9 protein-coding genes are annotated in these 17031 nt (G+C 40.6%); 8 read left to right on the top strand and 1 reads right to left on the bottom strand.

The features are described from left to right. Window positions 1-2: 2 nt before the first annotated feature. A complete protein-coding gene (locus M3196_RS05680) occupies window positions 3-290 on the top strand; it encodes a response regulator transcription factor (RefSeq protein ID WP_251321243.1) in 288 nt (95 codons plus the stop codon). 126 nt (window positions 291-416) lie between these two features. Here the strand turns inward: M3196_RS05680 and sbnA are convergent, their stop codons facing one another. Further along, window positions 417-1268, bottom strand: coding sequence for a 2,3-diaminopropionate biosynthesis protein SbnA (gene sbnA, locus M3196_RS05675; protein ID WP_338082927.1), 852 nt, complete (start codon window positions 1266-1268; stop codon window positions 417-419). 620 nt (window positions 1269-1888) lie between these two features. On the opposite strand from sbnA, the gene M3196_RS05670 reads away from it, so the two are divergent. From M3196_RS05670 to M3196_RS05640, 7 genes are all read left to right on the top strand, one after another. Then, a complete protein-coding gene (locus M3196_RS05670; RefSeq protein ID WP_251321242.1) occupies window positions 1889-5164 on the top strand; it encodes a TIM-barrel domain-containing protein in 3276 nt (1091 codons plus the stop codon). 70 nt (window positions 5165-5234) lie between these two features. Beyond that, on the top strand, window positions 5235-9077 hold the full coding sequence (locus M3196_RS05665; RefSeq protein WP_251321241.1) for a TIM-barrel domain-containing protein: 3843 nt from the start codon (window positions 5235-5237) through the stop codon (window positions 9075-9077). Window positions 9078-9215: 138 nt separating this feature from the next. Beyond that, window positions 9216-10436 carry an ROK family protein gene (locus M3196_RS05660; RefSeq protein ID WP_251321240.1) on the top strand — a complete coding sequence of 407 codons (1221 nt, stop codon included), beginning with the start codon at window positions 9216-9218 and terminating at the stop codon, window positions 10434-10436. A gap of 12 nt (window positions 10437-10448) precedes the next feature. Further along, complete coding sequence (locus tag M3196_RS05655) at window positions 10449-11333, top strand: carbohydrate ABC transporter permease (RefSeq protein WP_251321239.1); 885 nt, start codon at window positions 10449-10451, stop codon at window positions 11331-11333. Beyond that, complete coding sequence (locus M3196_RS05650; protein ID WP_251321238.1) at window positions 11323-12204, top strand: carbohydrate ABC transporter permease; 882 nt, start codon at window positions 11323-11325, stop codon at window positions 12202-12204. The genes M3196_RS05655 and M3196_RS05650 overlap by 11 nt, the downstream gene beginning before the upstream one ends. A gap of 21 nt (window positions 12205-12225) precedes the next feature. Beyond that, complete coding sequence (locus M3196_RS05645) at window positions 12226-13494, top strand: ABC transporter substrate-binding protein (RefSeq protein ID WP_251321237.1); 1269 nt, start codon at window positions 12226-12228, stop codon at window positions 13492-13494. Window positions 13495-13552: 58 nt separating this feature from the next. Further along, window positions 13553-17014: a TIM-barrel domain-containing protein gene (locus M3196_RS05640; protein WP_251321236.1), complete on the top strand. Its 3462-nt coding sequence runs from the start codon at window positions 13553-13555 to the stop codon at window positions 17012-17014. The last annotated feature ends 17 nt before the right edge of the window (window positions 17015-17031 follow it).

The following is a 17031-nucleotide window of genomic DNA, read 5'->3' as shown; positions in this document are numbered from 1 at the left end:
TTATGGTAAGTATTCTTATCATAGAAGACGAGCCCAAATTAGTAGATGTTATCTCTGCATACTTTGAAAAGGAAGGATTTCAAACAATAAGTGTATTTAATGGAAAAGATGCGTTATATCATCTGAAAGTTTTCACCATTGATCTTGTCATACTTGATTTAATGCTTCCAGATATCAGCGGGGAAGAACTTTGCGAAATGATTAGAGACAATCATTCGATTCCAATCCTCATTTTATCGGAGAAGATGATGGAACATATGGTTTGTCGATTGGAGCAAGTGATTATATAAAAAAACCTTTCAGCCCAAGAGAACTAGTCTTAAGGGCTAAGAATATTCTTAGACAATCAATTTATGAACAACAAAATGAGCTTATCCTAATAGGACAAGCTCATTTATGTTTCATTTAAAAGGAGGTTATTTGATCATAAACATAACCGTGGAGACCCATAGTTCATCATACACTGTATCAATATATCGATCTCCTCTATCAGGAAACACTGTTACAATGTTTTCACGGGTATCTAAAGAATTCACTAACTTTTTAAGAGCTGCAACTGAAGCACCAGATGAACCCCCAGTAAAGATTCCTTCACTTTGTAATAATTCATGACATCCATTAACGGATTCTAAATCATTTACATGTATGACCCTATCAATTTCAGTATTATTTAAAATCTCCAGCACTCTACTAGCGCCAAACCCAGGTAGTTCTCTTTTCCCCGGGGGAGTATTAAAGATTACTGATCCGACAGCATCTACGGCTATTACCGTTATATTTGGATGTTTTTCCCGAAGTTTACGGCTAGTACCCATAATGCAACCTGTAGTGCTTACGGGTACAACTAAATAATCAATGTTTGCATCGATCTGTTCTATCATCTCAGCCCCAGTGCCTAAGTAATGGGCTTTCCAATTATTTTCATTCGCGTATTGATTTATCCAATATCCATTGGGTAATTTTTGAAGGAGTTCTTTTACCTTATTAATTCTTGTCTTCAAATACCCGCCTTGATCATCTTTATCCTCTACCATGACGATGTTTGCTCCAAACGTTTTTAAGATTTTAAGATTTGTCTGTGAAATTTTCGGATCAACTACACAAGTAAAAGATAAATCGTGAGAACGTGCAATCATTGCTAGTGCAATACCAAGGTTCCCAGAACTGCTTTCAACTAAGTGGGTATCAGCAGTTATCTGCCCCTTCAGTAATCCCTGCTCTATAAAATACTTTGCAGGACGATCCTTCATACTTCCACCTGGATTCATAAGAAATTCGGAATAAACCTAAAACAATTTTAACCAATAGAATAAAATACGTCAGTGCACTAGAAAGAGCCTTCAAAAAGAACTTTAGAAAAGGGTTTCATTGAATTGAAAACTATTTCATTTTGTATGAATCCAAGTATCATCCCGGTATCCATTTACAACTTTTAAATTCATTTCTCATGTATTCCTTTAGCTTCTTCCATTCTATCTCCTTAAATCATTGTTAATGCAATTTACCTTGATTTTTTTAAATCCATTAACCTTTACATTTTGATTAAAAATTTGTGGAACTCATGACTGTACTCCCAATATACCAGCTACATAGGAAATTCTGGTTTTTACTATCTATTTTTTTCTGCTATCTTTATTGTCTGCGCCGGAGCTATTAATTTGATGTGATAAGACCTGTCTTATTTTTTACGATTGTTTTAATGAGATAATCAGAAAAATATAAAAAATTTATTGACTTATCAGAAAACTGAATTTATTTTTAATTTATATAGAAAAAATTTCTATATATTCACAATAATCCCACTTACTTTATTCATTGATTAAAAAAAGAAAGGAGATAAAGTGTTCAAAATAGTAAACGCTTTCAAAATAAACGAAAGAGGTATTCTATGAAGAGAAAAAAATTAACACGTCAAAGGTTTATTTTGCTCTGGGTTGTATGTTTCTTTTTCTCATCTATTCCGAGTGCATTCGCAATTGATGGCGTCTTCCATGATCCTTATGGAATCGACGATTTGTACACAGTTCAACAAACAGAAAGGTTTCCACGAGATCCGGTTGCAGGGGAGAACGTCTATATTAAACTTACGACGTGGCCAGTTGAGCCAGGTCAGTCTACATGGATTACCTGGACGAAGAACGGAGTTCCACAGACGAATAAGGGGGGAGCTTGGAAATACAACAGTGGTAACAACACTTATTGGGAAGTGAACATGGGTAGCTTCTTTAAGGGTGATGTAATAAACTACACCATCCATGCGAACAAAGATGGTGCAAATGAAAAGACAATTGGTCCTTTTTCGTTTACTGTAACCGACTGGGAAAGCGTTAGCAGCATCAGTGGTCTAACAAACAATACTAACAATCTCATCTTCAATGCAGTTCCTGATAAAGGGAGCTTCACTCCGAAAATAAACATTTCTTTTACAGCAGATGATGTGTTCCGTGTACAGCTTTCACCAAAAGGAACGAGTAATTTTGCGACGGGCCTCGCTAACTACACGGTCACAAACAACACTTCTCACTACATGATATCGACATCCAAATTGAAAATTAGAATTGATAAAAATCCATACAAGATGAGTGTGTACAAACCAGATGGTGTAACACTTATTGCGAGAGAGTACGATAGTTCCTCTAACCGAAACCTTTCATGGCTCACGAATGGATCGACGATTGTGAACAAAGTACAAAACCATTTTTATTCACCAACGAATGAAGAGTTTTACGGATTCGGTGAAAGGTACAACAACTTTAGAAAAAGAGGAAATGATGTCGAGACGTATGTTTTTAACCAATACAAGAACCAAAACGAAAAAACTTACATGGCGATTCCGTTCTTTGTGAACACAAGCGGTTACGGGATCCATCTAAATACCACCTATTATTCGAAGTTCAAACTCGCTACGGAAAAAACAGACATGTACAACTTCACAGCGGATACAGGTGGAAGTGCGAACTCCATGCTTGATTATTCATTCATCTATGGCACTGATATGAAAGATGTTGTTTCTAACTACTCTGATATCACTTCAAAACCTACCATGCTTCCAAAATGGGCATTTGGGTTATGGATGTCAGCAAACGAATGGGATCGACAATCAGAAGTATCTAATGCGATGAACCAAGCAAACGCTAACAACATACCGGCAACGGCGCTCGTGCTCGAACAATGGAGCGATGAGAATACGTTCTATATCTTTAACGATGCACAATATACCGCAAAACCAGGAAACCAAGCGTTTTCGTACAATGACTTCACGTTTCCTTCTGCTGGAAAATGGCCCAATCCGAAAGCGATGGCAGATGAGGTACATAACAACGGGATGAAACTGATTCTCTGGCAGGTACCTATTCAAAAAAACACACCTTACGCGTATCAACAAAAAGATAACGATGAAGCGTATATGTTGTCACAGAACTATGCTGTAGGTGATGGAAAAGGCGGAGCATATAGACTACCTCTTGATTCATGGTTCGGCAACAGTTTGCTTTTAGATTTCACAAACCAAAGCGCAACAAACTGGTGGATGTCTAAGAGAGCATATTTGTTTGATGGTATTGGAATTGATGGATTTAAGACCGATGGCGGTGAGATGGTGTGGGGACGAAACACTACGTTCTCTAACGGTAAAAAGGGAGACGAGATGCGTAATCAATACCCTAATGAATACATCCGAGCTTACAACGATTTTGCGCACTCCAAAAAGTCCGATTCTTTAACGTTTAGTCGCGCAGGAACAACAGGTTCTCAAAAATACCAAGTGTATTGGTCAGGTGATCAGGAATCCACTTTCTATGCGTTCCAACAAGCGATCAACGCGGGGCTCACTGCGAGTATCTCTGGCGTACCGTTTATGAGCTGGGATCTTGCAGGGTTCACAGGGAGCTATCCAACAGCAGAACTTTACAAGCGCTCAACTTCCCAAGCTGCTTTTTCTCCAGTGATGCAGTTTCACTCAGAAAAAGCATCGCCTAGTCCTAGTGAGGAACGTTCACCTTGGAACGCAGCTTCCAGAACGGGTGACAACTCTATCATCCCGATGTTTGCTAAATATACGAACACACGGATGAACCTTCTTCCTTACATCTATAGTGAAGCGAAGAAGACGAGTAATACAGGTGTACCACTTATGCGTGCCATGGTTTTAGATTATCCAAATGATGTGAATACTCATGGGTTAAACGAACAGTATATGTTTGGAGATAACCTTCTAGTCGCTCCAATCGTCAACGAAGGGGAGACCAACAAGAGTGTCTATCTACCGAACGGAGAATGGATCGACTTTTGGCACGGAGCACAAAGACCTGGAGGGAGAACGATCTCTTATTATGCAGGAGTGGATGATATCCCTGTGTTTGTGAAAGCAGGAGGAATCATCCCGATGAATATAAACGCTCAATATCAGCTCGGTGGAACGATCGGCAACAGTTTGAACAGCTATAACAATCTTACGTTCAGAATCTATCCGAAAGGTACATCTTCTTATGAGTGGAACGATGATATAGGTGGAGGCGTGAAGACTATTACGTCAGTTGAACAGTACGATCAGAATAAAGCGACGATAACTGTACCTGCCATCAACACGAAGAGCACGCTTCAAGTATTTTCAACGAAACCAAATTCTGTCACGGTTGGTGGTACAACTTTGACGTCATACACATCTCTGTCATCACTCGTTTCAGCAACACAAGGCTGGTTTTACGATTCGGTTCAAAAAATGACTTATGTAAAACTACCTTCAGCAGCAACTAGTCGTACGGTGGTGTTAAACGGAGTGACTAAAGTCGAATATGAAGCTGAATTTGCAACACTTACAAACGTTACAACGAACACCAATCATCCTGGGTTTACCGGAACAGGCTTTGTGGATGGGTTTGAAACAAACGGTGATGACGTACAGTTTGATGTTTTTGCGGATACGACTGGAAGTTACTCGCTCGATGTAAGATATAGTTCTGCAGGAGGGATTGGGAAGCGTGCTCTCTTGGTCAACGGAATAAAAACGCAAGATCTTTCGTTTCCTCTAACTGCGAACTGGGACACATGGAACAAGACGACTGTTCCGGTCACTCTAAACGCAGGACGAAATACGATCCGCTTACAATATGATTCCTTGAGCCAGCTTGGCATCAACCTCGATCACATCGTTATAAGAAAGTAGTCGACTTAAGGAGGGAATTCCTCCTTAAGTCTATTTTCTAGCTATATTAAAGAAAGGGCGGAAGGTAGCCATGAAAAAAATAATGAGCCGTTTCTTTGTTATCTGTTCGGTCTTATTGCTCTCGTTAACACCACTTAGTTCTTTTCCTGATCATAAAGTGCATGCTTACGCTAACGCACTCGGAAATGTAATCGGTACAAGTATAACCGGTGATACGATTTTACTTACAATCGATAACGGAGCAGAACCGAATGATGACCTTTTAGAAATCAAGGTATTGAAAACAAATATTTTAAAAGTGAACTACAGACCAAACGGAGTGGCACAAAGTCCAGATACCCCGATAATCGATCCGAACAAGACATGGACGGCCGCGGGGGCTACAATCAACACTGCATCAAATCCTATCGTTGTGTCTACAAGTAAGATGAAGATCGAGATACAAAAGAACCCATGTCGTATGACCATTAAAAAAGCAGACGGAACCACTTTGTTTTGGGAACCTGTGTCTGGCGGAGTATTTTATGATGGTGTGAGGTTCGTTCACCCAGTAAATCATAATGTATATGGGATTCGGAGTTATAACGCGTTTGAAGGTGGCGGAGATATACTTCGTAACAACAACGCACATGGCGCTCATGCTGGAGAGCAAGGAGATGCGGGTGGTCCTTTCATGTGGTCAACCGCTGGATACGGCCTTCTCGTAGATAGTGACGGAGGTTATCCGTATACCGATGAATCAACAGGTAAGATGGAATTTTATTATGGAGGAACACCTACTGAAGGTAGAAGGTACACCAAAACAGATCTTGATTATTACGTGATGCTAGGTAACCCAAACGAAATTATGGACGCTGCGTCAGAGATCACAGGTAGAGCACCGATGCTGCCAAAATGGGCGCTAGGTTTTTCTAATTTCGAATGGGATACGAACGAGACCGAAATGACCTCGATGGTCGATACGTATCGTGCGAAAAACATACCGATCGATAGTTACGGCCTCGATTACGATTGGAAGAAGTACGGAGAGGACCAATACGGAGAATTTAAGTGGAACACCACTAAGTTTCCAAATTCGTCCAATACAGCCTTTAAAAACACGATGGACAATAAGGGTATCAAGATGATTGGAATCACCAAACCACGAATCGTGACACAACTAGCTGGAGGTCAACGGACGGTTCAATACAACGATGCACAAGCGGGAGGATATTGGTATCCTGGTCACAATGAATACCAAGACTATTTTATCCCCGTTAATGTACGAAGCATCGATCCTTATAACGCAAACGCGCGAACATGGTTATGGAACAACTCTAAAGATGCGTTTGATAAAGGAATCGTTGGATGGTGGAACGATGAGACGGATAAAGTCTCATCAGGTTCAGCACAGTACTGGTTTGGTAACTTTACGACGACCCACCTTTCACAAGCTCTTTTTGAAGGACAAAACAGTTATACCAATAAGACGAAAAGAGTATGGCAGACGGCAAGAACCTATTATCCTGGAGCTCAACGATACGGTACCACTCTCTGGTCAGGAGACATCGGTATTCAGTTTAAGAAGGGTGAGAAAATTGATTGGGCCGCAGGAATGGAAGATCAACGAGCGGTAATGCTGTCTTCAGTTAACCTTGGTCAAGCAAAATGGGGGATGGATACAGGAGGGTTCAACCAACAAGACGGTACGATTTCAAACCCTAGTCCTGAACTTTATACAAGATGGATGCAGTTCAGTGCGTTCACACCTGTTTTTAGGGTACACGGTAACAACTATCAACAAAGACAACCATGGTTTTATGGGGCGACAGCAGAAGAAATATCCAAGAGTTCCATTCAACTACGATACAAACTTCTTCCGTACATGTATTCTTATGAACGAAGTACCTATGAAACTGGAAAAGGTTTAGTCAGACCATTAATCTTTGATTATCCAAACGACCAAAACGTAAAAAACAACGTGGATTCCTGGATGTTTGGGGATTATATGCTCGTCTCTCCTGTTGTTGAGAAACAACAAGCTTCTAAAAACATCTATCTTCCATCTGGAACATGGATCGATTATTTCAGAGGAAAAACGTATTCAGGAAACCAGACCATCTCTTATCCGTTGAACGCAGAAACATGGACGGATGTACCGCTCTTTATAAAGAATGGAGCGATCATTCCTTCTCAAAAGCCGGAAGATTATGTCGGACAGTCAAATGTGAAGACGATCTATGTGGATACGTTCCCAGATTCTACAGAGACGACGTTCAACTATTATGATGATGACGGAGCGTCTTATGGATACGAAGCTTCTGCACATCTAAATCAGTTGTTGAGCGTGAAGGATAACGGAGCGAGTGGAATAAACGTCAAAATCAATGGTAAAACGGGTACGTATAACGCTCCGCTCGAATACTACATCTTTAAAGTGCACAACAAAGCAGCGACTAGCGTGACAAACAATGGATCTCCACTGTCATCACAACCTAGCTTACAAGCTCTTCAATCGTTTAATGGAGAAGGATGGGCTGTTGGAAAAGACGAGTACGGAGACGTAACATATGTGAAGGCAGCGGCTGAGAGTGCTTCATTAAAGAATATCGTACTTAACGGGAACGCGACAGTGACTTCGACTTCTATTCAATATGAGGCAGAAGAAGGCTCGTTATCAGGTGAGACCGTTACGACCAAATCGAAGTTCAATAACAACCATACAAACTACACAGGAACTGGATTTGTAGATGGTTTTGACAACAAAGGAGCTGCAGTTACGTTCTACACAAACGTTAAAACAGCTGGCGATTATTCTGTTAACTTAAGGTATGCAAACGCGACAGGAGCTAATCAAAAGGTGAGTGTGTTCGTAAACGGCAAGCGCGTCAAACAAACACTTCTTACGAATCTTGCAAACTGGGATACGTGGGGCACGAAAACGGAGACTTTACCGTTAAATGCAGGTCAGAATATCATCACTTATAAATATGCGGGAGAAACCGATGACACTGGTAACATCAACATCGATAACATCTCGGTACCTTTCGTTCCTGTAACTGCAAAGTATGAAGCAGAGAGTTCTACCTTAACAGGTGGGAGCGGTAACAATAAAGACCATTGGTTCTATACCGGTTCAGGATTTGCGGATAAATTTTCAGCTGTTGGCTCTCAATCTGAGTTTCAAGTGGATGTCCCTAGTACTGGAAGTTATCAGTTATCCCTAAGGTACTCAAACGGCTCTACAGCTGCTAAGACTATGAGTCTATACGTGAACGGCAGTAAGACGAACCAACTGAGTTTGCCAGTCACAGGAAACTGGAACGATTGGAAAACAAGTACACAAACCGTCAGTTTAAACATTGGGTCAAACAAGATAGCGATCAGATTCGATTCTACCGATTCTGGTAATGTGAACCTTGATAGGTTATTAGTCAGTTCTTCGATTCCATCATCGATAGAGTCTGAGAAAAACCTGCTCGATAACGGGGGGTTCGATCGCGATACGGCTTATAACAGTAATTGGACAGAATGGCATCCTACCGGTCAGGCGGTAGCGTTTGGTATCGATAGCGGTTCTGGGATTAATCCTCCAGAATCACCGTTAGGAAACGATAAAAGAGCATATTTCTATGCACCTGGAGCGTATAAACAGAGTATCCATCAAGTGATAACCGTTCCTGAAAACAACGCGTTCTACAAATTTGAAGGTTGGGTGAAAGTAAAGAACACCATACCAACAATCGCTAGAGCTGAAATTACAAATTATGGCGGTTCAGCACAATATATTAACCTAACAAACAATACGGGTTGGAAGTATATCAGTTTAGATAATATCTATGTAACAAACAATACGATCGATATCGGCTTTTACGTAGATTCTCCTGGCGGTACGACACTCCATATTGATGAAGTAAGTGTCATTAAAAAATAGTAGATGAAAGCTAATCCTAATCAATGAGGATTAGCTTTATCTTTTAAAAATAAATGTCAGAAAAATTAAAATATATACTTGATTCACTGAATAAAGGAAGTTATAATCATAATTAGAAAATAAAGGAAAGGTATGATTATGGATAAATTACGTATAGGGAATCGGAATCTGATCAAAGATATCAACCGTGCACTCGTGATCGAAAACATTCGCGTTAACGGCCCTGTTAGTCGAACAGATGTATCCAAGAAAGTAAAGCTCAGCTTATCGACGGTAACCAATATTGTAGAAGACTTGATTACGAACAACTTGGTTTTTGAGGTTGGAACCGCTACTTCAACAGGCGGCAGACGTCCCATCCTCTTAGAGCTGAATGACAATTTCGGCTACACGTTCGGCATCAAGATCGAAGAAAGACAAGTCATCATTGCGCTCACAAACTTAAAAGCTACCATCCTCTTAAAAAAACATTATTCTTTTATCAAAGGAAGTTCACCTGAAGTCGTTCTTAACATGATTCAGCAAGGCATTGAAGAAATATTATTCCAGTTCGAAATCACAAATGAATACATCTTAGGAATCGGACTCGCTTCTTCTGGACTCATCAGCGGTAAGGATGGAAAGGTCCTACGATCGACGCTTCTCAATTGGGAGGATATCGACCTATGTGCACAACTTAGAGAACGCTATAATGTTCCTATTTTTATTGATAACGATGTAAACGCTTACACATTGGCGGAGTATTGTTTAGGTATCGGTCGTCTACACAAGAACTTTATCTGTCTATCCGTCGGAGCGGGTATCGGTACAGGGATTGTAATCAACAACCAACTTTATTACGGGGAACATGGCGGGGCAGGAGAATTTGGGCATATCATCGTCAACATCGACGGTTATAAATGCCATTGCGGTCAGAACGGGTGCCTTGAGATGTATGCATCTGAACCGTTTTTAGCCATAGAAGGAAACTATCTAAAGGCTCAATATGCAAACACTGTATTAGATGAAGACTTCTCGTTTTCTAAAGTCTATCAAGCGGCAACGAAAAGAGATGATTTAGCGATCGAACTCTTAAAGAGGCTTGGTAAGAACATTGGCGTTGGAATGGTAAGTGCGATCAACAGCTTCAATCCTTCTATGGTCGTATTAGTCGGTGAGGGCATGATCGCAAAAGATTTCTTCCTACCTTATGCACTTAAACTCGCTGATCAAAACTTTTTCTCAAACGCGAACTGTAAGACCCAGATCAAGTTATCTAAACTCGGTGACGATGCATGGGTGCAAGGTGCAGCTCTCCTTGCGATCAATCAACTGTTCCAAGTTCCGTTATATGAGGAATCAGAACTCTTAATTAAGTAAAGGAGGATAAAGATGGTAGGGGATAAAGGTTGGAAAAAATGGCTAGTCATCAGTTTTTTCCTGTTACCTAACTTTATCGGATTTCTCGTCTTTATTGGTATCCCTATACTCACATCCCTCGGACTTAGTTTTACGAAGTGGGATTTATTATCAACTCCTGAGTTTATCGGCTTTGATAATTATAAAGGAATCATTGAAGACACAGAATTTTGGTCTGCACTAAAGAACACACTTCTGTTTATAATTGCATACTTACCAACAGTATTGATAGTAGCTCTTGGTATCGCGATGCTTTTAAATAAGAACATGAAAGGAAGAGCTTTCTTCCGAGCCGCTTATTTCATCCCGGTTGTTTCATCTTGGGTCGCCGTGTCCCTCATTTGGAAATGGCTCTTCAACCCAGCCTATGGTCTGGTTAACTACTTTTTATCTTGGTTTGGATTTGTCGGTCCTGACTGGCTACAAGATCCACAATGGGCGATGATCGCTATTGTACTAACGAGTGTTTGGAAAGATACAGGCTTTGTTATGGTCTTATTTTTAGCAGGGTTACAAAACATATCGGAAACATACTATGAAGCTGCTGAAATTGATGGTGCTTCACCGATAAAAAAGTTTCTTCACATCACGATTCCACTTCTTACACCTACGACTTTTTTCATCCTTATTATCTCATTGATCAATTCGTTTCAAGTGTTTGATCAGGTCATGATCATGACTGAAGGTGGACCAGCCGGTTCGACAACGGTCCTTGTTCAGAAGATTTACAACCATGCTTTTCGCTATTTTGAAATGGGCTATGCTTCAGCGGTCTCATGGGTACTCTTCCTTATCATATTTATTGTTACCCTGATCCAAAACAGACTACAAAAGAGGTGGGTTGATTATGAACAGTGATGTAACGGTCGTCACGAAAAAACAAACAACACAACCCGTCATCTTCCTCAACAAGAGAAAATGGCTGAATAAGATTGTCTTCTATACCACGATCAGTCTAGGAGCACTCATCATGATCATCCCTTTTTTGTGGATGTTATCAACATCGATTAAAGATCAAGGAGCAACGATGACGCTTCCTCCACAGTTCATACCGGAGACAATTACATTCACTAACTACGCACAAGTAGCCGAATCCTTCCCGATCTGGAAGTTCTTGTTCAACAGCTTTTTTGTAGCTGTCACTTCAACGCTTGGGCAATTGCTGCTTTGTTCGATGGCGGCTTACGCCTTCTCAAGACTTCATTTTAAGGGAAGGGACACGTTATTTCTTATCTATCTTGCGACACTGATGGTCCCGATGCAGGTCACGATGACACCTCAGTTCATTCTGATGAAGTATCTCGGCTGGCTGGATACATATCAAGGTTTGATTCTTCCGGGTTTATTTAACGCATTCGGCACGTTTTTGTTGCGACAGTTCTTCTTAGGAATACCAAAATCTTTAGAAGAAGCGGCATTTATTGATGGAGCCAGTCATTTTAGGGTGTTCTTTCAGATCATCTTGCCATTATCAAAACCTGCTCTTGCGACGTTAGCCATCTTTTCATTCATGCAATCGTGGAACAATTTTCTATGGCCGTTGATCATCGTGAGTAACCAAGATCTGATGACAGTGCCGCTTGGACTTTCAATTCTTCAAGGGAGGTGGGCAACAGATTGGAATCTATTAATGGCTGGTGTCGTGATTAGTGTCATTCCGATCTTAGCTGTCTATTTATTCGCTCAGAAGTACTTCATCAAAGGTATTACATTAAGTGGGATCAAATAAAAAAAGATGAGGGGTATAAACATGAAAAAATCGGGTATCTGGGCTATTATTTTCGTTCTGTTGATAGGGATTATCGCAGGGTGTAGTTCTGAACAATCCACGGGTACAAGTAAAGACGGCACCGTAACACTAAAGTACTTTGCGTTCTCACCAGGTGAAGATCATGAAGATGAACTAAAAGCGATGATTGCTGCGTTTGAGAAGAAGAATCCAAAAATTAAAGTGGATTATGAATTGGCATCTTTTGATGATTATTTTACAAAACTTCAAACCCAGATCGCTGGGAACAACGCACCGGATGTGTTTGAACTAAACTATGAGAACTTTGTGAGTTACGCTTCTAAAGGAGCGCTCTTAGAACTCGATCCACTTATCGAAAAAGATACGAACTTTAATCCAGATAGTATCAACAAAAAAGCGTATGAAGCTTTTCAGTATGATGGCAAACAGTACGGAATGGTAGAAAGTTTCTCAAATGTTGTACTTTTCTATAACAAAGATCTTTTTGATAAAGCGGGTGTTGAGTATCCGAACGACAGCTGGACGTGGAAAGAAGAGTTAGCGGCAGCTGAGAAACTAACGGATAAAAAGAATGGTGTTTGGGGTACGTACTCACCTGTTCAGTTTTGGGAATTCTATAAGACGATCGCACAAAATGGCGGTTCGATTCTAAACGAAGACAAGACAGAAGTAACCGTAAATAGCCCTGAAAACGTGGAGACTTTAACATGGATGATGGATAAGATGAACAAATACCATGTGACTCCAACAGAAAAAGAGATGTCAGGTCAGGCAAATGAAGATTTGTTTAAAGCCGGAAAAATCGCAATGCTTCGTACAGGGATCTGGATGTTTGATGGTTTTAAAGATGTACCGTTTAAATGGGACATCGCATTAGAGCCAGGAAACACACAAAAAGCACATCACTTCTTCGCGAACGGACTCGCGGTTTCAAAGAAAACAAAGAACGCGGAAGCGGCTTGGAAATGGGCACAGTTCATGAGTAGCTCTGAGGAAGCTGCGAAGATCAGAATCGATAGTGCGTGGGAACTTCCTGCTGTATCGAACGACGCTCTTGTAAAGGGTTATTTAGAAAAATCACCACCAGAGAGCAGAGATGTTGTCTTTAAAGCACTTGATACGTTAGTTGTTCCACCAGTGATCGAAGAATGGAGCAAGATGACGGATATGTTTGGTAAAGAGCTAGATAAAGTAAAGCTCGGTCAGGCTACACCTGAAGAAGCTTTAAAGAATGTGGAGAAAGAATTAAACACTTTGATCAAAAAATAAAACAAAAAGATACAGCCAAGAATTTTCTTGGCTGTATCTTTGTAACAGGAGAGATAAGATGATTCTACAAGACACTGATAAACCATTTGTCGCTTTTTCTTCTATTATAAAAGCACATGCTCTTCAGTTAAAAAACAATTTTGATGTCTCTGAAAAACTTTTAAACAACTATCAACCGAGCGAGACAGAGGAGACGATCTACTATCTGGCTAGTTGGGTCTGGTCTGTTGTTCAGCATGACAAAAGAAGAGGCAGACCTGATCTTACACTTATACATCAAGAAAAAATTGAGGCTATCGTCGAGACGTTAAGAAACACATGGCAACTTCCGCAATATAACTTTTTCATGAATAGTCAGGAGAAAGATGTTTATTTTTCTAATTTAGGAATTACGTACGCTGCGTTATTAGCCGTTAAACAACAACTAGGTAAGAACTACCTGCAGGCAGACCTCACAGAGATACGAGATTACTTTTTTGATCAAGGCTTAAACGGTGGGATGTTAATCAGTTCGTTAAACAAACAAACGGTCTCAACAGACCTTCTCGCGGTAGTAATGCCTTTTGGTCTATTTTCACCAGAAGACTTGATCATGGTCGAAGCTGTGAAAGAAATTGAATCTAGACTCGTATCCAATCAAGGAGTGTTTACGACACCAGGAGACAACGTACATTCCTCTGCGAGCTGTGCTTGGCTGGCTCTTTATTTTACGGAAAAAGGTGATACGACAAAAGCGAGACACTATTTTGAAGAGACGAATAGTAGAACGAAAAACGAGAAAGAAAACATACTTACTGAGAGCCTGCTCGAAATCGTTAAATACTATCTTGATGAGAGTCTGAAACTTAGTACGTCGTACCAGATCATCCATAAACCATACGGACATGGAAACCATTATGAGCCGCAACCCTTTGAACGGTTCCCTAAACAACCTCTCGTAGAGCAAGATGTAACCGTGTGTGCTGAGATCTGGCCGAATGATGTCGATGAACTCTATGTATCTGTTAGAAGTGGAGAAGACGTGAAAGAAATTCCTTGTTTCAGGGAAAAGGGTACGACGTGGAAAGCAAATATAGGTTGCTTTACTCAAGATGTCTCGTATTATTTTAAAGCATTTATAAATAATACGAAAGTAGCCGCAAGTGAAACTAATCACTTTTCGCCCTTACAAACAAACGCCATTAAGTCGGTCAGCTACATCGGGCATGTAAAAACGAGTGTTTGGTTTAAAGGAGAAGATCTTTTAAATTCCTCTTCTTTGTATGTAGGTTTTCAGTTAGAACATAACCATTCTTCACTCTCTCTTCAGTTTGAGGAACCAAAGGGATTAGAAATCACTGATTCTTCACTCGTTATTGATTCTGGTGATAGGTATGTCATCACGCAACCGAAGTATCAGTATGAACTACATAAGAATCCTTTTTCTATCGAACTTAAAGATTCAAGTGGCAAGACGCTCATCCAGAGTTATGATAAAAAGTTACATCCCATCTCATGGCTGACGGACGAACATGATTCATCTAAACTGATGTTTAATTTTAAACTCAAAGACGAAGAGAAAATGTATGGGTTCGGTGAGAGATATAACTCGTTGGATCAAAGAGGAAACGTACTCGATTGTTTCGTCTACAACCAATATCGAGACCAAGGAACACGAACTTACATGCCTGTTCCTTACTTCGTCAGTTCTATGGGTTACGGAATGTGGGTTGATACTCTGAGGTGGAGTTCGTTTGATCTGGGATCTAATCTATATGACCTTTTACAGATCGAGTGTGACATCGGAGACGAGCCATTAAAGATGCACCTATTTATGGGAGAAATCAGTGAGGTCACTCAACAGTTTACTATGAAGACAGGTACACCTATACTCCCACCAGTCTGGGCATTCGGACCTTGGATGTCGAGTAACAATTGGGATAGAGATAAAGTTGTACGCGAACAGGTGAGGTTAACAAACGAACTAGAAATTCCCTCTACGGTGTTAGTGTTAGAGCAGTGGAGTGATGAATCGACTTATTACATCTTTAACGATGCGGAGTATACCGTAAAAGAAGAGAGCGACTATCATCGATATGAGGATTTTCATTTTCCTGAATGGGGAAGATGGCCAGATCCAAAAGGACTAACTGACTTTCTACATGAAAACGGTTTAAAACTGATTCTTTGGCAAATCCCCATCATGAAATACTTAAACCGTCAGCACCATCTACAAAAAGATTGTGACGAAGCTTATATGATCCAAAAAGAGTTCATGGTGAAAAACAGTGATGGGACGCCTTATCTTATGCCAGAAGGTTGGTTCAAAGAGAGTATGTTGATGGATTTTTCATCCTCTGAAGGAAAAGAATGGTGGTTTAATAAACGACAATATCTTCTTGATATAGGAGTAGATGGTTTCAAGACTGATGGTGGTGAGTTCGTGTTTGGTAAGGACCTCATATTCTCTGATGGACGTAAGGGAGATGTGATGCGAAACCAATATCCGAACGACTATGTGGAAGCGTACTATGATTTCGCGAATTCAGAACATAAAGGAGACGCGATGACGTTCAGTAGAGCTGGTTATACCGGTGCTCAAAACTTTCCGGCCCATTGGGCGGGTGATGAGCGTTCCACGTTCGAGGCATTTCAGCGTTCATTGATTGCTGGGTTATCATCTGGTCTTTCTGGGTTTCCGTTTTGGGGATGGGATTTAGGTGGCTTTAACGGAGATATCCCGACAGCGGAACTTTTCATTCGCTCTGCACAGATGGCTGTTTTCTGTCCAATCATGCAATATCATGCGGAGAGTAAGGGAGAATTTAACCAGGACCGAACACCGTGGAACATTGCTGAGAGGACGGGAAATCCGTATGCGATTGAAGGATATCGATTCTTTGCGAACGTTAGGATGAACCTCTTACCTTATATTTATGATCAAGCAAAACTCTCAAGTATATCAGGCATCCCATTGATGCGGGCTCTATGTTTACAATATCCAGAGGATTCTAGTGTTAAGACGATGTTTGATCAATACATGTTCGGTGAGAACCTGCTTATTGCACCTGTCATTGAAGAGGGAAGTACGGAGCGAAAAGTCTATTATCCTGATGGCACGTGGTATTGTCTATGGTCAGGTGATGCGATCGTAGGTCCACAATTCAAACGAGTGAATGCACCTCTTGATACGATACCTGTTTACGTCAAACAAGGTTCTGTTCTCTTAACGAATACAGACGAGACTCTTCAATTAGGTTCTTATGTCGGCAACCAGATCGATGGGTATACAAAACCTTTAGCGAGAATTTACCTAGAGGACGGAATGGATATCGTCATCACCGATCATTTAAACCAAAAACTCGGCGTAAGAACAAACCTTGTAAATACAGAGTGGGTGGTAACGGTTGATAGTGAGATTACCGAACTGAAACTATTGTTTGTTGAATCGCAACTTCCACAAGATGGTCATATCATCATTAACGATAAGCGTTGTAAAGTCAAAGATTTTCAAAAAAGTGACTTAGGTTATCTCTATTAAAGAAGGGATGGATGCTT

The organism is Fictibacillus nanhaiensis (assembly GCF_023715445.1).
Lineage (GTDB): Bacteria > Bacillota > Bacilli > Bacillales > Fictibacillaceae > Fictibacillus > Fictibacillus nanhaiensis_D.
The sequence above is the reverse complement of the archived record's forward strand: the minus strand, read 5'-3'. Positions and strand labels throughout refer to the sequence as shown.